General features: G+C 59.5%; 18 protein-coding genes. 8 read left to right on the top strand and 10 right to left on the bottom strand.

What is annotated here, in order from left to right:
* Positions 1-49: 49 nt before the first annotated feature.
* On the bottom strand, positions 50-2296 hold the full coding sequence (locus tag KKQ10_RS03565) for a TonB-dependent siderophore receptor (RefSeq protein WP_215500212.1): 2247 nt from the start codon (positions 2294-2296) through the stop codon (positions 50-52).
* Positions 2297-2492: 196 nt separating this feature from the next.
* On the opposite strand from KKQ10_RS03565, the gene gorA reads away from it, so the two are divergent.
* Positions 2493-3851: a glutathione-disulfide reductase gene (gene gorA, locus KKQ10_RS03560; RefSeq protein WP_215500211.1), complete on the top strand. Its 1359-nt coding sequence runs from the start codon at positions 2493-2495 to the stop codon at positions 3849-3851.
* On the opposite strand, the gene KKQ10_RS03555 is transcribed toward gorA, so the two are convergent.
* Complete coding sequence (locus tag KKQ10_RS03555; protein ID WP_215500210.1) at positions 3848-4864, bottom strand: DNA-binding protein; 1017 nt, start codon at positions 4862-4864, stop codon at positions 3848-3850. The two genes, gorA and KKQ10_RS03555, sit on opposite strands and share 4 nt — an antisense overlap.
* A 177-nt stretch (positions 4865-5041) precedes the next feature.
* Here KKQ10_RS03555 and KKQ10_RS03550 point away from each other — a divergent pair, with 177 nt between their 5' ends.
* The 3 genes from KKQ10_RS03550 to ahpF all read left to right on the top strand — a co-directional run bounded on the left by KKQ10_RS03550 (position 5042) and on the right by ahpF (position 8375).
* Positions 5042-5980 (top strand): site-specific integrase, encoded by a 939-nt coding sequence (locus KKQ10_RS03550; protein WP_215500209.1) that lies wholly within the window; start codon positions 5042-5044, stop codon positions 5978-5980.
* A gap of 136 nt (positions 5981-6116) precedes the next feature.
* Complete coding sequence (gene ahpC / locus KKQ10_RS03545; RefSeq protein WP_003224621.1) at positions 6117-6680, top strand: alkyl hydroperoxide reductase subunit C; 564 nt, start codon at positions 6117-6119, stop codon at positions 6678-6680.
* Between the two features lie 132 nt (positions 6681-6812).
* Positions 6813-8375, top strand: coding sequence for an alkyl hydroperoxide reductase subunit F (ahpF, locus tag KKQ10_RS03540; protein ID WP_215500208.1), 1563 nt, complete (start codon positions 6813-6815; stop codon positions 8373-8375).
* A gap of 174 nt (positions 8376-8549) precedes the next feature.
* On the opposite strand, the gene gloA is transcribed toward ahpF, so the two are convergent.
* Entirely contained in the window at positions 8550-9071 is a 522-nt protein-coding gene (gene gloA, locus KKQ10_RS03535) for a lactoylglutathione lyase (protein ID WP_215500207.1), read from the bottom strand.
* A 139-nt stretch (positions 9072-9210) separates the two neighbouring features.
* On the opposite strand from gloA, the gene KKQ10_RS03530 reads away from it, so the two are divergent.
* A complete protein-coding gene (locus tag KKQ10_RS03530) occupies positions 9211-9729 on the top strand; it encodes a DUF4946 domain-containing protein (protein WP_215500387.1) in 519 nt (172 codons plus the stop codon).
* Positions 9730-9949: 220 nt separating this feature from the next.
* Here the strand turns inward: KKQ10_RS03530 and KKQ10_RS03525 are convergent, their stop codons facing one another.
* The 3 genes from KKQ10_RS03525 to KKQ10_RS03515 form a co-directional block, all read right to left on the bottom strand.
* On the bottom strand, positions 9950-10315 hold the full coding sequence (locus KKQ10_RS03525) for a histone-like nucleoid-structuring protein, MvaT/MvaU family (protein WP_127647126.1): 366 nt from the start codon (positions 10313-10315) through the stop codon (positions 9950-9952).
* Positions 10316-10548: 233 nt separating this feature from the next.
* The gene (locus KKQ10_RS03520) at positions 10549-12084 is read right to left on the bottom strand and encodes an EAL domain-containing protein (protein ID WP_215500206.1); all 1536 of its coding nucleotides are present in this window, start codon (positions 12082-12084) and stop codon (positions 10549-10551) included.
* Between the two features lie 115 nt (positions 12085-12199).
* Complete coding sequence (locus KKQ10_RS03515) at positions 12200-13072, bottom strand: LysR family transcriptional regulator (protein ID WP_215500205.1); 873 nt, start codon at positions 13070-13072, stop codon at positions 12200-12202.
* A 78-nt stretch (positions 13073-13150) separates the two neighbouring features.
* On the opposite strand from KKQ10_RS03515, the gene KKQ10_RS03510 reads away from it, so the two are divergent.
* Positions 13151-14098 (top strand): DMT family transporter, encoded by a 948-nt coding sequence (locus KKQ10_RS03510; RefSeq protein ID WP_215500204.1) that lies wholly within the window; start codon positions 13151-13153, stop codon positions 14096-14098.
* A 245-nt stretch (positions 14099-14343) separates the two neighbouring features.
* Entirely contained in the window at positions 14344-15420 is a 1077-nt protein-coding gene (gene hppD / locus KKQ10_RS03505; RefSeq protein ID WP_097089660.1) for a 4-hydroxyphenylpyruvate dioxygenase, read from the top strand.
* A 120-nt stretch (positions 15421-15540) separates the two neighbouring features.
* Here the strand turns inward: hppD and rarD are convergent, their stop codons facing one another.
* The 3 genes from rarD to KKQ10_RS03490 all read right to left on the bottom strand — a co-directional run bounded on the left by rarD (position 15541) and on the right by KKQ10_RS03490 (position 18689).
* On the bottom strand, positions 15541-16422 hold the full coding sequence (gene rarD / locus KKQ10_RS03500) for an EamA family transporter RarD (protein WP_215500203.1): 882 nt from the start codon (positions 16420-16422) through the stop codon (positions 15541-15543).
* A 285-nt stretch (positions 16423-16707) separates the two neighbouring features.
* Complete coding sequence (locus KKQ10_RS03495) at positions 16708-17721, bottom strand: aldo/keto reductase (RefSeq protein ID WP_215500202.1); 1014 nt, start codon at positions 17719-17721, stop codon at positions 16708-16710.
* A gap of 68 nt (positions 17722-17789) precedes the next feature.
* Entirely contained in the window at positions 17790-18689 is a 900-nt protein-coding gene (locus KKQ10_RS03490) for a LysR family transcriptional regulator (protein WP_215500201.1), read from the bottom strand.
* Positions 18690-18787: 98 nt separating this feature from the next.
* Here KKQ10_RS03490 and KKQ10_RS03485 point away from each other — a divergent pair, with 98 nt between their 5' ends.
* Positions 18788-19144, top strand: a complete 357-nt coding sequence (locus tag KKQ10_RS03485; protein ID WP_215500200.1) for a VOC family protein — start codon at positions 18788-18790, stop codon at positions 19142-19144.
* Between the two features lie 98 nt (positions 19145-19242).
* Here KKQ10_RS03485 and KKQ10_RS03480 read toward each other — a convergent pair whose 3' ends face one another.
* Positions 19243-20553, bottom strand: coding sequence for an MFS transporter (locus KKQ10_RS03480; protein WP_215500199.1), 1311 nt, complete (start codon positions 20551-20553; stop codon positions 19243-19245).
* Positions 20554-20646 lie beyond the last annotated feature (93 nt).

Genomic DNA, 20646 nt, shown 5'->3' with positions numbered 1-20646 from the left:
GGGTTAACACGGTCGCCAGGGTTTGAACGCAGGGTTGCGAACCGTCGGGTCAGAGCTTCCAGTCCAGGCTCAGCGTCACCGTGCGCGGGTCGCCCCAGTACACGCCGTTGTAGAAACCGACGTTGTCGTAATACTTCTTGTCGAACAGGTTATCGACGTTCAGCGATGCCGACAGGTGTTGGTCGAATTCATAGCGCGACATCAGCTTGACCACGGTGTAGGCGTCCTGATTGATCCGCGCGCGTTCGGTGATGATCCGGTCATTGGCGCCGCGACCGACCGGACGGTTGGCCGCGCCATACACATCGCTTTGCCAGTTCACCGCACCACCGACGGTCAGTGCGTGCCAGTTGCCCGGCAGGCGATAGGCCGTGGACACCCGGAACATGTTCAGCGGCTGGTTGGTGTTGGTACGCTGTTTTTCACCGTTGACCGAGTGGGTGTAGGTGTAGCCGGCGGTCATGTTCCAGCCGTCGAGCAGTTCGCCGGAAACTTCTGCCTCGAAGCCGTTGACCTTGTTGCCCTTGCCGCCGGATTTGAAAAACTCCTCGCCGGTGACCGGGTCCGGCGCCACCGAATCGTCCAGTTCGGCGACGTTGTCCTGCTTGCTCCAGAACAGCGCCGTGGAGAGGTTCAGGCGTTCTTCGAGCAGGCTGCCCTTGAGGCCAATCTCGTAGTTGCTGCCGACTACCGGCTCGATGTATTTGCGACTGGCATCGCGCTTGGTTTGTGGTTTGAAGATATCGGTGTAGCTGACGTACACGGTGTATTCCGGCGTCAGGTCATACAGCAGGCCGGCGTAGGGCGTCCACATGTCGTTGTGTTGCTGGCTGCTTTTGTCGACGCTGCTCAGTTGCAGGTTATCGTCGTAGGCGTTGGTGGTGCTGGCCGTTTTCCAGCTGCCGTAGCGGCTGCCGAGCACGGCATGCAGTTCATCGGTCAGGCTCAGCCGGGTCGCCAGGTAGCCGGCCTTTTGCCGGGTGTAATCCTTGAAGCCGCTGAGGCCGGTCACGGTGTCCGGGAATTTGCCGATATCGCCCATGTACTTCCAGTCGCGGATGTTTTCGTAGCCGGCCGGCACCGCGCCGGCGATGGTGTAAGGATCATCCGAACGACGTTCGGCTTCGCCGTAGCCGAACATCATTTCGTGCTCGCGCCCGAGCAGCGAGTAGGGGCCCGATACATTGAAGTCGTAGGCTTTCATGGTTTGATCGCCGGCCATGTGGCTGGTGTTGGCGGACATGCCGCTGCGATCGGCCTCGGGGAAGCCGCCACCGCCGTAGTAAATCTTGCCCTCGGTGTCACTCTTGCGATGGGTGTAGGCGGCCTTCAGGTGCCAACCGCCCGCCAACTGCTGATCGAGGGTGGCGAAGGCAGTCTTGTCGCGCAGCGGCCAGGAACTCCAGGAAGTGGCCATGTTGGTCGAGCGGCCGAGTCCGGCCTTGCCACCCTCGGCGTTCCAATAAGGCACGGTGCCCCACGAGCTGCCCTGAACCTGTTTGTCCTGATAGTCATAACCGACTGCCAGTACCGTGGAGTCGGTCAGGTCAGCTTCCAGGATGCCGTAGCCGACCTCCCGTTGCAGCGCGTACTTGTCGCGAAATGACTGGCTGTCGCGGTAGGCCAGCACCGTGCGCCCGCGCAAGCGACCCTCGAATGCCAGCGGGCCGCCGACATCGACGTAGCTGTAGTAGTCGTCATAACTGCCGCCGCTGACACCCGCCAACGCCTGCAGCTGCGCGGTCGGACGTTTGCGCACCATGTTGATCGTCGCCGAGGGATCGCCCGCACCGGTGGTCAGCCCGGTCGCGCCGCGCACCACTTCGATCCGGTCGTAGATGATGGTGTCGGCGTCGGACTTCATGTAGCTGAAGGTGTTCAGCATGCCGTCGATCTGGAAGTTGTTGATCGAGTAGCCGCGTGCCGAATAGCTGACCCGATCCGAGTCGTTGTGCTGCACCACGATGCCGGTGGTCTGGCTCATCGCCTCGGACAATGTGCCGAGTTTGAAATCGTCCATTTGCTGACGCGTCACCACCGACACCGATTGCGGGGTTTCCTTGATCGACAGGTTCATCCGCGTTGCGCTGCTCATCGCGCCGGTGGTGTAGGCCTCGGTGTTCTCGGTGTTGATGCCCAGGCCTTGCGCGCTGACGCTGGTGGCGGCCAGTTCCAGGGCCTGGGCGGCAGATTGCGGTGTTGTTTCAGGGTCGGTTTCAGCCAGCAGTTCGGGACTCAACGCTGCACTGCACAGGCCGAAAGTGAGGGTCATGGAACGGGTGATGGGCGCGAACATCGCAGCCGACTCCTTGTCTTCGAGAGAAAAATCCGTTGGTTCAAAGACGAGGTGCAGCCCGGCGATTTAGTGTCAAACGAGAAATATTATTATCTGTAGATGTTTCGCGGAATCGCCGATCAGGTTCAAAAGCTGCGCACAGCGCTTGCCCAATGGAGCGCGGCGGGTATGCTGATGGCCTGCCGAGGAGATAGCAATGGCCTACGATTTTGACCTTTATGTGATTGGTGCCGGTTCCGGCGGTGTACGCGCGGCGCGCTTTGCCGCCGGTTTCGGCGCAAAAGTGGCGGTGGCCGAGAGCCGTTACCTGGGCGGTACCTGTGTCAACGTCGGCTGCGTGCCGAAAAAACTGCTGGTCTACGGCGCGCATTTCGCCGAAGACTTCGAACAGTCGTCCGGTTTCGGCTGGAGTCTGGGTGAAGCGAACTTCGACTGGGCGACCCTGATCGCCAACAAGGACCGCGAGATCAATCGCCTCAACGGCATTTATCGCAACCTGCTGGTCAACAGCGGCGTGACCTTGCATGAGGCGCACGCGAAGATCGTCGGCCCGCATGAGGTCGAGGTCAACGGTGAGCGCTTCACCGCGAAGAACATTCTGATCGCCACTGGTGGCTGGCCGCAGATCCCGGAGATTCCGGGGCACGAGCACGCGATCAGTTCCAATCAGGCGTTCTTCCTCAAAGAGCTGCCGAAACGTGTGCTGGTAGTCGGTGGCGGTTACATCGCTGTCGAGTTTGCCGGGATCTTCCACGGCCTGGGCGCGAACACCACGCTGCTGTATCGCGGTGATCTGTTCCTGCGTGGTTTCGATGGTTCGGTGCGCAAGCATCTGCAGGAAGAACTGACCAAGCGCGGCATGGATCTGCAATTCAACGCCGACATCGCGCGCATCGACAAACAGCCTGACGGCAGCCTGAAGGCGACCCTCAAGGATGGTCGCGTGCTGGACGCCGACTGCGTGTTCTACGCCACGGGGCGCCGTCCGATGCTGGACAACCTGGGTCTGGAAAACACCGATGTGCAGCTCACCGACAAGGGCTTCATCAAGGTCGACGAGCAATACCAGACCAGCGAGCCGTCGATTCTGGCGCTGGGCGATGTGATCGGTCGTGTGCAACTGACGCCGGTGGCGTTGGCCGAAGGCATGGCGGTGGCGCGTCGGCTGTTCAAGCCTGAGCAATACCGGCCGGTGGATTACAAGATGATCCCGACGGCGGTGTTCAGCCTGCCCAACATCGGCACGGTTGGCCTGACCGAAGAAGAGGCGCGGGAAGCGGGTCACGAGGTGGTGATTTTCGAGAGCCGCTTCCGGCCGATGAAGCTGACCCTGACCGAGTGCCAGGAGAAAACCCTGATGAAACTGGTGGTCGACGGCAAGACCGACAAAGTGCTCGGCTGCCACATGGTCGGCCCGGACGCCGGAGAAATCGTCCAGGGTCTGGCGATTGCACTGAAGGCCGGTGCCACCAAGCGAGACTTCGACGACACGATCGGGGTTCACCCGACGGCCGCCGAAGAGTTCGTCACCCTGCGTACGCCGGTTGGCACTTAAGCGTCCTTCGGTTTGGCTGTGTCTGGCGCTGCCGCAACGGTAGCGGCCAGACGCAAGCTGTCTTCGAGGCTCGCCTGAGTCTTGGTCAATTCCTTTTCCAGTGACTGATTGAGCTGCCGCTGTTCGTCGGCATCCTGTTTCAGTGTCTGACTTTCCAGCACGGCCACGCGCAGGCGTTCCTGGAGGAGGGTGCGTTCACTGTCGACGCGGCTGGCTTGCTCCAGCAATTGATCCTGGCGCTGGTTGCTGTGCTTGAGCTGATCCTGCATCAGGCTCAGTTCGCGCTGGGTGCCACGGTTTTCGGTGAGCAGGCGTTCGTTGTCACGGTGCAGCTGGGTGATTTCGTCCTGACGCACCAGCGCACTCTGTTGTGCCTGACGCAGCTCCATCTGCAATTGCTGGAGCTGCCCTTCGTGGCGAGCCTGTTCCTGCTCGCGCTGTTCTTTGGTGGCATTGCGATAATGCTCCAGCGCGTCGCGGGCATGCAGGTGCTTTTCTTCCAGTGAGCGGATCTGCTCGTCCTTGTCCTGCAAGCGCAACTCGAAGTCGGCCAGTGCCTGGTTCAGTCCGGCGTTGCGCGTCTGCTCGGTCTGCAGCATCGAGCGGGTTTCGTTCAGCGCCTCGGATTCCTTGGCCAGCGCTGCGCCTTGAATGTCGTGTTGTTGCTCCAGTTGTTCGAGTGCCTGGCGTACTTGCTTGAGTTCCGCTTCCAGCGTTTCGCGCTGTTCCTCGAACTGCTCACGGGCGTGTTCGATGGGCTCTTGCGCTTGTTCTTTCAGGCGCTGGGCAAGGCGCGAGACCAGTGCCGTCAGCTCGTCGTTGATCGGTTCTGCGGACGCTTCGACCGGTTGACTGCCGTCGTCCAGCTCTTTCAGGTAGCGATGGATCGTGGTTTTCGAACCGGTGTTGCCCAATTCGATGCGTACTGCATCGATGCTGGGGTGTTCGCCTCGGGCCAGAATCGCTGTGCGCGCTATCTGAACCACCGCTTTATTTACGCCGCCACGGGCCATGTGAACTCCTACCGTTTCATACTGTGGTACATGCCACTAAAGTACGCAGTGTACCACGCTGAAAATAAAGTTAAATGATTGATTATAAAGACACGGGATATACTGGCATTACCCAGTGTCAGGTGCTTAAATTGCTTTTTTGAGCCTTGAATCAGTACGCCAGCGAGAACACTGCCCATGAGCGATATCGATCGCTATCTGCAAGCCGCCACCCGTGACAACACCCGCCGCAGCTATCGCTCGGCAATCGAACACTTTGAAGTGAAGTGGGGTGGCTTCCTGCCGGCGACGGCCGACAGCGTTGCGCGTTACCTGGTCGAGCATGCCGGGGTGCTGTCGATCAATACGCTGAAGCTGCGTTTGTCGGCATTGGCGCAATGGCACAACAGCCAGGGGTTTGCCGATCCGACCAAGGCACCAGTGGTGCGCAAGGTGTTCAAAGGTATTCGCGCGCTGCACCCGGCGCAGGAAAAACAGGCCGAACCGCTGCAACTGCACGACCTGCAACAAGTGGTCGACTGGCTGGAGCAGGAAGCGCGCAGTGCCCGGCAGCAGCAGGATCGCCCGCAACTGCTCAAGGCCTATCGCGACCGGGCGCTGATTCTGCTGGGCTTCTGGCGCGGCTTTCGCAGCGATGAGCTGTGCCGTCTGCAGATCGAGCACGTGCAGGCGCACGCCGGCAGTGGCATCACCTTGTATTTGCCACGCAGCAAGGGCGACCGTGAAAACCTCGGGCAGACCTATCAGGCGCCGGCGCTGCTCAAGCTGTGTCCGGTGCAGGCGTACATCGACTGGATCACCGAAGCGGCGCTGGTGCGCGGTCCGGTGTTTCGCGGCATCGACCGCTGGGGTCATCTGAGCGAGGAGGGCTTGCACGCCAACAGTGTCATTCCCTTGCTGCGCCAGGCGCTGGAACGTGCCGGGATCAGTGCCGAGCACTACACCAGCCACTCCCTGCGCCGGGGCTTTGCCACGTGGGCGCATCAAAGCGGCTGGGATCTGAAATCGCTGATGAGTTACGTCGGCTGGAAGGATATGAAGTCAGCCATGCGCTATGTTGAAGCCAGCCCCTTCCACGGGATGGCTCGGATTACGGATAACCCGGCTTCGTCGTAGATATGGTTTTCTTCTATTAATACAGTCAGCTAATAGCGAAAACAAATCAGCAGCATCAGGTTTGCCAATGAGCCATCCGTCGAGTGAGTGGGTAGGATTCACCCATCGAATTCACAACCCTGACGGAGAGTCATCAATGCCTATCATCAACAGCCAAGTAAAACCGTTCAAAGCTACCGCGTTCAAAAACGGCGACTTCGTACAAGTCTCGGACGCTGACCTGAAAGGCAAATGGTCCGTAGTGTTCTTCTACCCAGCCGACTTCACCTTCGTTTGCCCAACCGAGCTGGAAGACCTGGCCGACAACTACGCTGCGTTCCAGAAACTCGGCGTGGAAATCTACAGCGTTTCGACCGACACCCACTTTGCCCACGCCGCCTGGCACAACACTTCGCCAGCCATCGGCAAAATCGAATACACCATGATCGGCGACCCGACCCACGTCATCTCCCGCAACTTCGACGTGCTGATCGAAGAAGCTGGCCTGGCTGACCGTGGCACCTTCGTGATCAACCCTGAAGGCCAGATCAAAATCGTTGAACTGAACGATGGCGGCGTTGGCCGTGACGCTTCCGAGCTGCTGCGCAAGATCAAGGCTGCTCAGTACGTTGCTGCTCACCCAGGCGAAGTCTGCCCAGCCAAGTGGAAAGAAGGCGAGGCCACTCTGGCTCCGTCCCTGGACCTGGTCGGCAAGATCTAAGTCTGTGCGACACGCAACACAGGGCGGGACTCCGCACCTACCTCAGTAAGCTGCACCGCCCATTAAAAAAGCCCGGGCGAGATTCGCTCGGGCTTTTTTTCGCCTCGAATAAAGACACAGGAGATCGCCCGTATGTTGGACGCCAATCTTAAAGCCCAGTTGAAATCGTACCTGGAACGGGTCACCCAGCCGATCGAGATCGTTGCTTCCCTCGACGACGGTGCGAAATCCCGGGAAATGCTTGAATTGCTCAAAGACGTTGCCAGTCTGTCGAGCCAGATTACCCTGATCGACAACGGTAACGATGCCCGCAAGCCGTCGTTCTCGATCAACCGCCCGGGTGCCGACATCAGCCTGCGCTTCGCCGGCATCCCGATGGGCCACGAATTCACTTCCCTGGTGCTGGCCCTGCTGCAAGTCGGCGGCCACCCATCGAAGGCCAGTGTCGAAGTGATTGAACAGATCCGTTCGCTCAAGGGCGAGTTCAACTTCGAGACTTACTTCTCGCTGTCGTGCCAGAACTGCCCGGACGTGGTCCAGGCGCTGAACCTGATGGCGGTGCTGAACCCGAACATCCGTCACGTCGCCATCGACGGCGCGCTGTTCCAGGACGAAGTCAACGATCGCAAGATCATGGCCGTGCCGAGCATCTACCTCAACGGTGAGAACTTCGGTCAGGGCCGCATGGGTCTGGAAGAAATCCTCGCCAAACTCGACACCGGCGCCATCGAGCGTCAGGCCGAGAAAATCAGCGCCAAAGAAGCCTTTGATGTGCTGGTGGTCGGCGGTGGCCCGGCCGGTGCTTCGGCAGCTATCTATGCGGCGCGTAAAGGCATTCGCACCGGTGTCGCGGCTGAACGTTTCGGCGGTCAGGTGCTGGACACCATGGCCATCGAGAACTTCATTTCCGTGCAGGAAACCGAAGGCCCGAAACTGGCGACTGCGCTGGAAGAACACGTCAAGCAATACGACGTCGACATCATGAACCTGCAACGCGCCGACAGGCTGATCCCGGGCAAGAACGGCGAGTTGCACGAAGTCCACTTCGCCAGCGGTGCGACCCTCAAAGCCAAGAGCGTGATTTTGGCGACCGGTGCGCGCTGGCGTGAGATGAACGTGCCGGGCGAGCAGGAATACCGCAACAAAGGCGTGGCGTACTGCCCGCACTGCGACGGCCCGCTGTTCAAAGGCAAGCGCGTGGCGGTAATCGGCGGCGGTAACTCCGGCGTTGAAGCGGCCATCGACCTGGCCGGTATCGTGGCGCATGTGACGCTGCTGGAGTTCGACGTGCAATTGCGTGCCGACGCTGTCCTGCAACGCAAACTGCACAGCCTGCCGAACGTCACCGTGATCACCCGTGCGCAAACCACGGAAGTCACCGGTAATGGCGAGAAGGTCAACGGCCTGCGTTACAAGGATCGCAACAGCGACGAACTGCGCACTGTCGAGCTGGAAGGGATCTTCGTGCAGATCGGCTTGCTGCCTAACACTGACTGGCTCAAAGGCACCATCGAGCTGTCGCCGCGTGGTGAAATCATCGTCGACAATCGTGGCGAAACGTCGATTCCGGGTATCTTCGCTGCCGGTGACGTGACCACCGTGCCGTACAAGCAGATCGTGATTGCAGTGGGCGAGGGCGCCAAGGCTTCCCTCAGCGCGTTCGATCACTTGATCCGTACGTCGGCTCCGGCGTAAACGTCAGCCGCTGAAACGAAAAAACCCATGAGCGATCATGGGTTTTTTTATGCCTGACGCATATTCAATTGTAGGCGTGAGCTTGCTCGCGATAGCGATAGTACATTCAACATTTCATTGACTGGTACACCGCTATCGCAAGCAGGCTCACTTGCAGGAGGTTTGTGTCGTCAGTTACAGCGGTGCAGGCTGAATGATTTCAACCCAGTAGCCATCCGGGTCCTTGATGAACGCCAGGCTTTTCATGCGGCCGTCAGTCAAACGCTTCTGGAAGTCGCAACCCAGTTCTTCAAAACGCGCACACGCGGCAACGATGTCCGGTACCGAGATGCAGATGTGGCCGAAGCCGCGCGGGTCGGTGTTGCCGTTGTGGTAGGCGAAATCGGCGTCGTTTTCGGTACCGTGGTTGTGGGTCAGTTCGAGGATGCCGGGAATCGACTTCATCCACTCAGTGCGGGCAGCGGCGTCGGTCGGGATCTGCGCCTTGTCGACCAGAGCGAGGAAGTACAGGCTGAATTCGGCTTCCGGGAAGTCACGCTTCTCGACCAGCGAGAAACCCAGTACGCGGGTGTAGAAGTCCAACGATTTGCTGATGTCTTTCACGCGCAGCATGGTGTGGTTGAAGACGAAGTTGCGGGTTGCGCTGTCTGGAGTGGCGGTGACGCCGGGGAAAGTGTTCAGTTCGTGCAGGCTCATAGGCCCTCCGTAACAATGGGGCGAGTGAATGGGCGCAATGATACGCATGCGGGCCGGCATCGCCAAACCGAAAGCGCGGCTTGCTCTGTGGATGGGCGGGCCTCAGACTTCAGCGCTCTATCTGCGAGTGTCTCTGGTAATGATCCGACCGTTCAAAGCGCTGTTCGTTGTGATTTTTTCGTCGCTGCTGGCCGTTCCGGCACTGGCGGATCAGCCGAGTATCACCTGGCCTGCGGGTTGGGAAGTCCAGGCGTTGCCCGAAACATCGCCTCAGGTGTCGCGCCAGCGTGCGGTGAAAAACGACGCCGATGGCAATCAGGTCATGGTGATGGAGTTGACCATGTCCCAGGTAGAGGCTGGTCATCAGGTCAATGTGCCAGGCGTTCTGCTGGAGATGCGCAAGTCGATTCAGAAGGACTTCTTCCAGGGCGGTTATCAGAGTGTTTGCAACAAGGTGCACCCGGCGAAGCTCGGCACTCTGGATGCACTGGAAACCACTTGTACGATCACTGAAAACGGCCGACATGTGTTGTCGCAAACATTGGTCGCCGCGGTCGGGGCGGATAAGGCTTATGTACTTTCTTACGCCGGTCAGGCTGAGGTTTATAAGGCAAGCGCCGACGAAATAGTCGCCGCGAGAAACAGCTTGAAACTTTAAGCCTCTGTTCGCTGCCCGGTGGGTATTAGATACCCGAAGGCATTAAGCACAAAGTTTAGCGCAGGTTACGCTGGCAACATCCCGGCGCAAAATGTTTAGGCGGACGTTTTGTGGGTGTTAAAGCGGCTTCGCAACTAGCCCGGCAGAAACCGTTGCTTTTGTTAGATATTGTCGAAAAAAAAGCCCTGCATACAGCAGGGCTTGTTTGTTTGACGCAAGATTAACCGCGCAACCAGGAATCAACGGTGGCGGCACCGTACTGTTCCTTCCAGGCTTTCAGGCCGCGGTGGTTGCCGCCCTTGGTTTCGATCAGTTCACCGGTGTGCGGGTTGTGATAAACCTTGACCACGCGAGCGCGGCGGGTTTTCGGTGCGGCAGACACTTGCAAACCGGATTTGCCCGGGTTCGGATCGAGGATGGCGATGATGTCTTTCAGGCCTTTGCCGTAGGTTTTCATCAGCCCCTGGAGCTTTTCTTCGAATTCGATTTCTTTCTTGAGCCCGGCATCGTTCTTCAGCGATTCCAACTGCTTGAGCTGTTCCTGAAGAGCCTTTTCAGCTGCACGAAATTCAGCGAGTCTGGACAATATCTTTACTCCAATAGTGTGTTTGGCTGATACCAACCGCAAACAAAGCTATAAGCCAAGAGCCTTGAAGCGACTCGGTGATAATGGCTCACCTGCGAATCTTGCACAGGCTGAAAAAATTGTAGTAGTTAATGCGCCAAGAGTAAATCCTGTTGTTGTCGTCATGTAACAACAGTGGTGTTTTGTATCAATTTGGTGCGCACGATCGTAGCGCCGGGCTTAATTCGTTGTAGTTAATGATGACTTAATGCATCGATGAAGTCGGTGCCGGGCATGGGTTTTCCGAACAGATAGCCCTGCAGGAAGTTGACGTGGTGCGCGGTCAGATAGTCCGCTTGTGCCTGCGTTTCTACACCTTCGGCAACAATACCCAGATCGAGCTTGGCCGACAGTTCGATAATCGTGTCGAGAATATGCCGCGACAGTGCATCGATTCCGATCATCGCCACGAAGCTTTGATCGATCTTGAGAAAGTCGACGTTGAATGTTCGCAGGTAACCAAGGCTCGAGTGCCCGGTACCGAAGTCGTCGATGGCGATCATCACACCCAGCGTATGCAACTGCTCGAACAGTTGATGAGTGATGTCGGTCGGCTCGATCAGCTCGCGCTCGGTCAACTCCAGCACGAGGTTGATGCTGGCGGGGGCAAACGCCGCAAGAAACTCGCGGCAGTCGTCGACCAGTTGCAGGTCCTGACAATGGCTGGCGGTGATGTTGACGCCGATGTGGAACGGTTTGTCGAAGCCTGAAGACAGCGGGCCGAGCAGGGCGGCAGTCTGCTGCATCAGGGAACGGGTCATGGGCACGATCAGGCCCGAATGCTCGGCAAACGGAATGAACAGATCCGGGCGCACCAGGCCTTCCTTGGGGTGGTTCCAGCGCATCAGCACTTCGGCGCCGGACCATTTCTTGCTGTCGCCGTGCACCACCGGCTGGAAGTAGGGAGTGAACTCGCCAGCCTCCAGTGCGCGGAGCATTTCGTGGCTGGGCGAGGTGGAGCGCCGTTGCAGGACATGGCCGATAGCGCCCGACACCACGCCGAAAAATATCAGCAGGCTGAACAATGGCGGGTACTCGTTGGCCATGTAGCGCCAGGTTTCGCCTTGCGGGAAACCGGCGCTGACACTGAAGGCATAGCGCGAAGACGCCAGCATGCTCTGCGCCACCGGCAGCGCCGGCAGGGCTCCCTGATGTACCTTGCCGTCGGCGGACAGCCAGTTATCTGCGACTTGCAGTAACAGCAGCGTATCCCGGCCGATCAGGCGCAGCACGTTGCTCAGGTGATAGCCATCGAGCGTAGTCAGTACGCCGCCGCGACCGTCGCTGAGCCGATACACCAGCAGCGCGGTGTTGGGGGTGACGGGGTTGCCGTTCATCAACCACAGTTTGCCCTGGGCGTAATCGCCCGGGTTGACGGTTTCCTTGAACTCACCGAACAGCGAGCTGCAGTAGAGGTTGTCGTCCCACACCAGATTGGTCGAGCGCACGAAGGGCCGACGGGTCACTTGTTCACGCAGCGCCAGTTTCACGCTGTCGCAGGGCTGGCCGGCCAGTGGCAATAAATCGCTGGCCGCCTGGGCGGTGTTGTCGAGCATCAGTTCGAACTGGCGCAACGCTTCTTCGGCAGTGTGTTGCGTGCTTTGCTGCAAGGTGCGCTCGGCCTGCATGTACAGAATCCCTGTGCCCAGCAGCACGGGCAGTAAACCGCAAAGCAAAGTCACAATGATGCGCACGCTACGTTTGCGGCGGGGTCTGGCGGTCAAGGGCATGGGCGCATCCTGTCGCGATGGAGTGGAACTCTTGAACGCAGGCCGGGCAACGGCGCGCCTGTGCAAAACAGCGGAGTCAAAAGGGATGATAGATGGCCGTTGAAGCTTGTGCCGTTCACGGTTGGTAGATCCGCGTCGCCAGTTCGATAAAAGCCAGCGTGGCAGGAGACGCCTGGCGCTGATCGAGGACCGCGAGGCCGATCTGCCGCTGCACCGCAGGCACCAGCGGCTTCTTCAGGTAATGCGGTGACGCAGCGTCCGGCAACGAGCCTTCGGCGACGACAGTGATTGCGTCGCCTCGGCCGACGACGTCCAGCGTACTGAGCAATTGCGAGCAGCGGTAGCGGATGTTCGGTTGCAGGCGCGCGGCATTGAACAAGCGCGAAACCAGTTCCGATGAGCCAGCCTCGGTCAGCACAAACGGATCGACGCACAGGTCCTTGAGGCTCAGCGCCGGGGCCGCGGCCAATGGATGATTGAGCGGGAGCAGGGCAACCATCTGGTCTGCAGTCAGGGCAAAGGTGTCAAAGCGTTCCTCGGGCAACACCACAAAACCGATGTCGATCCGCCGCTCTTCCAGCCACTGGACGATCTGCCGATCCGGCCCCTCGTCAATATGCACTTCGATGCCCGGATGCGCCTGGCGATAGCGCTGCAGAATTTTCGGCAGCAACTTGATCGATGAGGTCGGGCCGAACGAGCCAATGCGCAATGTGCCGCTTTTCATGCCGCGCGCATCGGCCGCCTCCTGGCGCAAGGTGTTGGCCAGACCGAGCATGGCCCGCGCGCGCTGCAGCAATTGCTCGCCGATGTCGGTGAGTTCGATTTGCGACGGATGCCGGCGTAACAGTTCGACCCCCAGCTCCTGCTCCAGCGACTTCATCGCATGCGACACCGCCGACTGCGAAATTCCCAGACGATGGGCGGCGAGGGTGAAACCGCGCAGTTCGGCGACCAGCGAGAAGATCTCCAGTTGGGTGAGGGTCATGAGTGTTTGCTCATTTTACGATGACAAGGAATGAGGTGAATGATACGCCATCCTTCAGCTTCTTTCGTTTGGAGTGTCATGCGCAACGTTGAGCAAGCCCACACAACAGCCTCCGACCGCCCGGTTTATCTGACCCTCGCAGCCGTGACCATGATCTGGGGCGGGACCTTTGTCGCCGGACGTTTTCTGGCGGGCAGCCTCAGCCCGCTGTTCGCCGCCAGCCTGCGCTTCCTGCTTGCCAGTGCGGCGCTGCTGGGGTTTCTGTGGATCGCGCGAATCCCGCTGGCGCGTCCCACGCCCCGGCAATGGCTGCAATTGACGCTGCTGGGGTTCTTCGGGATTTTCTTCTACAACCTGTGCTTCTTTTATGGCCTGCACTACATCAACGCTTCGCGCGCTTCGTTGATTGTTGCGTTGAATCCGGCGGTGATCGGTCTGGGCTCATGGTTGTTGTTCAAGGAACGTCTGGGGCGAGTGAAAGTCGTCGGCATCGTGCTCTGCATCATCGGCGCCACTCTGGTGATCGTCAGCCGTAACCCGCAATTGCTCGCTGCGACACCGAATGCGTGGATCGGCGATCTGTTGATTCTTGGCTGCGTATTGGGCTGGGGTGTTTATTCGCTGTGTTCCCGGGGTTTGAACCAGTCCCTCGGCCCGCTGCAGACCGTGACGTTTTCCGTGTTGATCGGCACGGTGATGCTTTGGCTGCTGGCGATGCTGCGCGGCGAGGTGAGCGCGGCCGCCTTGATCAACCTCGGCACGCCACAATGGCTGAGCCTGATCTACCTCGGCGTACTTGGCTCGGCGCTGGCGTACATCGGCTATTACGACGGCATCCGCAAAATCGGCGCGACCCGTTCCGGTGTGTTCATTGCCCTGAATCCATTAACGGCGGTGCTGCTCGGCGCGCTGTTGCTCGGCGAACAACTGACGTTGACCCTGTGCCTGGGCGGCGGGTTGGTGCTGGCGGGGATTTACCTGTGCAACAAACCCCTTGCACGGGCGCCAAAAAGGCGGATTTTATAGAGAGGGCAGACAACCCTATTTACGCTGTGTAGAATCGGTTTACGCATACAATAATAATCGTCTTCTGGCAGCAGAAGCCTCGCCCGCAAGAGCCTTGGGTCGACAATGAAGATATTCGGGTTTCAACTGATCTATGGTGACTTCCTCGCCCGCAGTGTGCGAGGCATCTCCTGCGCACCTCCCGCCGGTCTCAGCATTACTGACAACTAACTCTGGTTAATTGATAAGAATGATGAGGCGTCACCATGACCGATTTATACGAAAACCCAATGGGCCTGATGGGCTTTGAGTTCATCGAGTTCGCATCGCCGACTCCTGGCACCCTGGAGCCGATCTTCGAGATCATGGGCTTCACCAAAGTCGCGACCCACCGTTCCAAGAACGTGCACCTGTACCGTCAGGGCGCGATCAACCTGATCCTCAACAACGAACCGCACAGTGTGGCCTCGTACTTCGCCGCCGAGCATGGCCCGTCGGTGTGCGGCATGGCGTTCCGCGTCAAGGATTCACAGAAAGCCTACAACCGTGCCCTGGAACTTGGCGCTCAGCCCATCCACATCGAAACCGGTCCGATGGAGCTGAACCTGCCAGCGATCAAAGGCATTGGCGGCGCGCCGTTGTACCTGATCGACCGTTTCGGCGAAGGCAGCTCGATCTATGACATCGACTTCGTGTTCATCGAAGGCGTTGACCGCAATCCGGTCGGTGCGGGCCTGAAGATCATCGATCACCTGACCCACAACGTGTACCGCGGCCGCATGGCCTACTGGGCCAACTTCTACGAGAAACTGTTCAACTTCCGCGAGATCCGCTACTTCGACATCAAGGGCGAGTACACCGGCCTGACCTCGAAAGCGATGACCGCACCGGACGGCATGATCCGCATCCCGCTGAACGAAGAGTCGTCCAAGGGCGCTGGGCAGATCGAAGAGTTTCTGATGCAGTTCAACGGCGAGGGCATCCAGCACGTAGCGTTCCTCACTGACGACCTGATCAAGACCTGGGATCAGTTGAAGAAGATCGGCATGCGCTTCATGACTGCGCCGCCGGACACCTACTACGAAATGCTCGAAGGCCGTCTGCCGAACCACGGCGAGCCGGTGGATCAACTGCAATCGCGCGGTATCCTGCTCGACGGCTCGTCGAACCCGGACGACAAGCGCCTGCTGCTGCAGATCTTCTCGGAAACCCTGATGGGCCCGGTGTTCTTCGAATTCATCCAGCGCAAAGGCGACGATGGTTTCGGCGAGGGCAACTTCAAGGCACTGTTCGAATCGATCGAGCGTGACCAGGTGCGTCGTGGTGTGCTCGCGACGGAGTAATCCATAAAGAAGCCTGGCTTATGTCAGGCTTTTTCAAGATCAAAAGATCGCAGCCTTCGGCAGCTCCTACATTGGAATCCATTCCCTGTAGGAGCTGCCGAAGGCTGCGATCTTTTGCTTTTAGGCTCTGCGTTGGCGCATCAGGTGCTTGAAGCCTTCGAAGACCAGCACCACAACGGCGAGCCAGATCGGAATGTAGGTCAGCCACTCACCGGCCTTGATGCTCTCACCGAGCAGCAGAGCGACACCGAGCAGCAACACCGGCTCGACATAGCTGAGCAGGCCGAACAGGCTGAACGGCAACAAGCGGCTGGCGATGATGTACACCACCAGCGCCGACGCACTGATCAGGCCGAGCAGCGGAATCAGCCACAGCAGGCCCGGGTACTGGTCGAACACGCCAAAGCCTTGCTCGCCACCCTGCACGAACCAGTACGCCACCGGCAGCATCAGTGTCATGTCGACCCACAAACCGCCGAGGTGGTCGGTCTTCAAGCGTTTGCGCAGCACGAAGTACAGCGGGTAACCGACCACGACCACCAGGGTCGCCCAGGAAAACCCGCCAACCCGATACAGCTCGTTCGCCACGCCCAGAATGGCAAAGAACACCGCGATTTTTTGCAGGTACGACAGGCTGTCGCCGTAAACGATGCGCCCGGTCAGAACCATTGCCAGCGGCAAGAGGAAATAGCCCAGCGAGACGTCGAGGCTGTAGCCATTGAGCGGCGCCCACATGAACAGCCACAGCTGCACGCCGAGCAACGCTGCGGAAACGATCAGGCCGCCGATCAGCTTCGGATAGGCCGCCACTCGCCGCAGCAATTCCAGCACCCGCCGCCATTCACCGGACACCAGCATGAGCACGGTCATGCACGGCACGGTCAGCAGCATCCGCCAGCCAAAGATTTCCACGCCACTCAACGGGGTGAGCAGCGAGGTGTAGTAATACATGACGGCAAACAGCACCGAGGCTGAAACCGATAAAGCGATACCTTTAGACAAACTGTCCTCGCGGGTAGGTGATCAAACAGGGCGCGCAGGATACGTGGTTTTTGTGCTGAATATTGGCCGGGTGATCAATATTCCCAACATCTTGAAGATAAGCACAAATCTGTGGGAGCGACGGTACGACGATTCGGTCTGCTCGCGAGAGGGAGGCAGGCCCGAGATCTTTAGTGACTGTTCCAGCGATTTCGCGAGCAAACCCGCACACAGTGGATTGGTGTCGAATACAAAGTTTGCATCCGCCAATCATTCCCTGTGAGAGCGGGACTGCTCGCGAAGCTTTTAGGCCTGACGCGGTTTACGGCCCGACACAAAATGCCTCATATCATTGAACCCCGGTGTCGACGCGTGCCCCGGCGTCACCAGCGAATCGATGAATGCCTCATCCTGCGCCGTGATCTTCACCGCCTGCGCCTTGGTGTACGCGTCCCACTGTTGTTCGGTGCGCGGCCCGACGATCGCCGAGGTCACCGCACTGTTGTTCAGCACCCAGGCAATCGCGAACTCGACGATGCCCACCCCACGATCTTGGGTGTATTGCTGGATCTGCTGGGCAATGCGCAGCGACTCCACCCGCCATTCGGTTTCCAGAATGCGTTTGTCCTGACGCCCGGCGCGGCTGTTGGCGTCCGGGGTGACGTCCGGCGCGTATTTGCCGCTGAGCACGCCACGGGCCAGCGGGCTGTAAGGCACCACGCCGAGGCCATAGGTTTGCGCGGCGGTGATCTGCTCGGTCTCGGCCTGGCGGTTGACGATGTTGTACAGCGGTTGGCTGATGACGGGGCGGTCGACCCCGAGGCTGTCAGCGATGCGAATCACCTCGGCAATTCGCCAGCCGCGATAGTTCGACAGACCCCAGCAACGGATCTTGCCCTGACGAATCAGGTCGCCAATCGCCGACACGGTGACTTCCAGCGGCGTGTTGTGGTCTTCGCGGTGCAGGTAATAGATGTCGAGGTAGTCGGTGCCGAGGCGTGTCAGGCTGGCCTCCAGACCGTTGAAGATGTGTTTGCGACTCAAGCCGCTGCGGTTCGGCACGCCGTCCTCCGGGCCGAAACCGACCTTGGTCGCCAGCACCCACTCATGCCGGTTGCGGGCGATGGCCTCGCCGACGATCTCTTCCGAGCGGCCGTTGGTGTAGACGTCGGCGGTGTCGATGAAATTGATGCCTTGATCCCAGGCCTTGTCGATGATGCGCAGCGAGTCTTCAGCGCTGGTCTGCTCGCCAAACATCATCGTGCCGAGGGTGAGGGTGGACACCTGCAACCCCGAGTGCCCCAGTGTGCGATAGCTCATGCCGAAATCCTTTTATCGGTGGGAAAACTCCAGACAAATACCAGAAGCGTCGGATGGGGCAAAGTGAATTATCGGCTGAGTAACGCGCAACGCGCCTGCAAAAACGCCTGCAGCACCCGGACCCGCTCCGACACCTGCACCCGATGCGGGCAGAGCAAATTGAACGGCACGCTCTCGCCGTGCCAGTCGTCGAATAGCGTCAGCAAGCGTCCGGCGCGCACGTCTTCGGCCACATCCAGCCACGCCTTGTAGGCGATGCCATGCCCGGCCAGCGCCCAGCGCCGCGCGACTTCGCCGTCATCGCTCAAGTAGTCGCCGTGAACTTCGACCTCCAGCGTTTCGTCCTCGCGGCTGAAACGCCAGGTGTTGTAAGGCCGACCATTGCGCAGATAGAGCAGGGCGCTGTGCTCGCCCAATTCGCCGGGGTGTTGCGGTGTGCCATGCCGGGCCAGATAGTCGGGACTGGCGCAAGCGACGCGCCGATGCGCCGGCAGAATCGGCAACGCCACCAGCGTCGAATCGCCGGGCACGCCGAAGCGCAGGGCCACGTCCACGGTTTCGCGGAACAGGTCGGCGTGGCGATCGTTGAGCAGCAATTGCAGCTGGATATTCGGATGTTCGCGCTTGAAGTCGTCCAGCCACGGCAACAACACATTGCGCCCGAAGTCCGACGGCGCCGCCAGTTGCAGCACACCACTGAGGCCTTCGCCGTGTTGCTTGAGCGCCTGTTCACCTTCGGCCAGTGCGCCCAGGGCGATGCGTACGCTGTCGAGATAACGCCGACCTTCTTCGGTCAGGCGCATGCTGCGGGTGGAGCGGGCGAGCAGGCGGATGCCTAGGCGGGTTTCCAGTCTCTTTAGCGCAATGCTGGCGGCGGCCGGCGTCAGTTCCAAAGCGCGGGCAGCGGCAGAGATGCTGCCGGAATCGGCGACGCGGACGAAGATCTCAAGATCGAGAATCGAGCTCATTGGTAAAAATCCTTTAAAGATCTTTGCGTTTTTGCGGGATTTTTCCGTGATTGGCAAGCGTGGATACTGCAATCAATGAATCACCGCAGGAGACGAGCATGAGCTGGACATTCGATCATCTGGCCTTCAACACGGTTGACGGTCAGACCTTGCAAGACACGTTCGGTCAGTTGCTCGGGCTGACCCCGGGGCGCCGGCCGCCGTTTCCGTTCCCCGGTCGCTGGCTGTACCAGGATGCCCACGCGCTGGTGCATGTGATCGAACAGCCGACGTTCACCGACACCGCGCTGAGCCACATAGCGTTTCGCACCGATGAGCCAGCGCACAGTGTGTTGCAGCGGGTGCGTGACAGTGGATTGCCGTACCAGTTGGCGCAGGTGCCGGAGGAGGGGATCTGGCAGGTTTTTGTGCAAATGCCGGGTGGGTTGGTGATCGAGCTGGATGCATTTGCCTGAAAGCAAAAAGATCGCAGCCTGCGGCAGCTCCTACAGGGTGTACATCATTGCTCTGTAGGAGCTGCCGCAGGCTGCGATCTTTTGATCTTAAAACGTGATTACGCGCGCAATGTGCGCGTCATGCGCAGTGCCAGCAAGCTGCCGCCGACGATCACGGCTGCCAGCAGGTACAACGCCGCATCGGTCGAGCCGGTGCTGTCCTTGACCCAACCCACCAGGTACGGGCTGAGGAAGCCGGCCATCTGCCCCATCGAGTTGATCAACGCCAGGCCACCGGCTGCTGCGCCCGCGCTCAGCATGGCGGTGGGCACTGGCCAGAACATCGGCAGGCCGGTCAGCGCGCCCATGGTCGCAATCGTCAGACCGAGAATGGCGATGGCCGGGTTGGCAGCGAAGTTCACCGCAATCACCAGGCCGATGGCGCCCATCAGCATCGGTACCACCAAGTGCCAGCGGCGCTCTTTGCGCAAGTCCGCCGAACGTCCGACCAGCAGCATGAACACCGCCGCCAGCAGGTACGGAATCGCACTCAACCAGCCGATCACCAGGTTGTCGCTGAAGCCGAGGTTCTTGATGATCGATGGCAGCCAGAAGTTGATCGCGTACACGCCGCTCTGGATGCAGAAGTAGATCAGGCCAAAGGCCCAGATCGCCGGGTTCTTGAACACTGCGATCAGTGAATCGGAAGTGGTTTTCGGTTTGTTCGCCAGGTCTTCGGCCTGATCCGCTTCGAGCACGGCGCGTTCATGCGCGGTCAGCCACTTGGCGTTGGCGAAGCTGTCGCTGAGCAGGAAGTACGCCAGCACCCCGAGGATCACTGTCGGGATGCCTTGCAGCAGGAACATCCATTGCCAGCCGGCCAGTCCGCCTTGCCCGGCGGCGAAGTGATTGAGAATCCAGCCGGAGAACGGACTGCCGAGCAGGCCCGAGACCGGGATCGCCGACATGAACAGCGCCATGATCCGCCCACGGCGGAACGTCGGGAACCACTGCGAGAGATACAGCACCACGCCCGGGAAGAACCCGGCTTCAGCTGCACCGGTGAACAGGCGCAAGGTGTAGAACTGGGTCGGGGTGGTAACGAACAACAGGCAGGTCGACAACATGCCCCAGGTGATCATCATCAGCGCGATCCAGCGTCGCGGGCCGAATCGGGTCAGGGCCAGGTTGCTCGGTACGCCGCACAGCACGTAGCCGATGAAGAAGATACCGGCACCGAGGCCGTACACGGTTTCGCTGAACTTCAACGCGTCGAGCATCTGCAGTTTGGCAAAGCCAACGTTGACCCGGTCGAGGTAGTTGAACAGGTAGCAGATGAAGATGAAGGGGATCAAACGCAGGGTGATGCGTTTGTAGACGGCGTTTTTACCGTCATCGATGGTCTGGGTAGCTGCGGCGCTCTGCGACATAGCGGCTCTCTCTTTATTATGATTTTTTGCGATGCACAGGTTAACGTTGCTCGCCGTGAGAGTCTCGGCCACCTGTGGCCGGATTGTCTTTGT

The sequence above is a fragment of the Pseudomonas sp. MG-9 genome (assembly GCF_018729515.1).
Classification (GTDB): domain Bacteria; phylum Pseudomonadota; class Gammaproteobacteria; order Pseudomonadales; family Pseudomonadaceae; genus Aquipseudomonas; species Aquipseudomonas serboccidentalis.
This window is presented reverse-complemented; position numbering and strand designations above follow the sequence as displayed.

Bases quoted from the DNA above. Each gene is read 5' to 3' on its own strand.
- KKQ10_RS03565 (WP_215500212.1), bottom strand. From the start codon at position 2,296: ATGTTCGCGCCCATCACCCGTTCCATGACCCTCACTTTCGGCCTGTGC.
- gorA (WP_215500211.1), top strand. From the start codon at position 2,493: ATGGCCTACGATTTTGACCTTTATGTGATTGGTGCCGGTTCCGGCGGT.
- KKQ10_RS03555 (WP_215500210.1), bottom strand. From the start codon at position 4,864: ATGGCCCGTGGCGGCGTAAATAAAGCGGTGGTTCAGATAGCGCGCACA.
- KKQ10_RS03550 (WP_215500209.1), top strand. From the start codon at position 5,042: ATGAGCGATATCGATCGCTATCTGCAAGCCGCCACCCGTGACAACACC.
- ahpC (WP_003224621.1), top strand. From the start codon at position 6,117: ATGCCTATCATCAACAGCCAAGTAAAACCGTTCAAAGCTACCGCGTTC.
- ahpF (WP_215500208.1), top strand. From the start codon at position 6,813: ATGTTGGACGCCAATCTTAAAGCCCAGTTGAAATCGTACCTGGAACGG.
- gloA (WP_215500207.1), bottom strand. From the start codon at position 9,071: ATGAGCCTGCACGAACTGAACACTTTCCCCGGCGTCACCGCCACTCCA.
- KKQ10_RS03530 (WP_215500387.1), top strand. From the start codon at position 9,211: ATGATCCGACCGTTCAAAGCGCTGTTCGTTGTGATTTTTTCGTCGCTG.
- KKQ10_RS03520 (WP_215500206.1), bottom strand. From the start codon at position 12,084: ATGCCCTTGACCGCCAGACCCCGCCGCAAACGTAGCGTGCGCATCATT.
- KKQ10_RS03515 (WP_215500205.1), bottom strand. From the start codon at position 13,072: ATGACCCTCACCCAACTGGAGATCTTCTCGCTGGTCGCCGAACTGCGC.
- KKQ10_RS03510 (WP_215500204.1), top strand. From the start codon at position 13,151: ATGCGCAACGTTGAGCAAGCCCACACAACAGCCTCCGACCGCCCGGTT.
- hppD (WP_097089660.1), top strand. From the start codon at position 14,344: ATGACCGATTTATACGAAAACCCAATGGGCCTGATGGGCTTTGAGTTC.
- KKQ10_RS03495 (WP_215500202.1), bottom strand. From the start codon at position 17,721: ATGAGCTATCGCACACTGGGGCACTCGGGGTTGCAGGTGTCCACCCTC.
- KKQ10_RS03490 (WP_215500201.1), bottom strand. From the start codon at position 18,689: ATGAGCTCGATTCTCGATCTTGAGATCTTCGTCCGCGTCGCCGATTCC.
- KKQ10_RS03485 (WP_215500200.1), top strand. From the start codon at position 18,788: ATGAGCTGGACATTCGATCATCTGGCCTTCAACACGGTTGACGGTCAG.
- KKQ10_RS03480 (WP_215500199.1), bottom strand. From the start codon at position 20,553: ATGTCGCAGAGCGCCGCAGCTACCCAGACCATCGATGACGGTAAAAAC.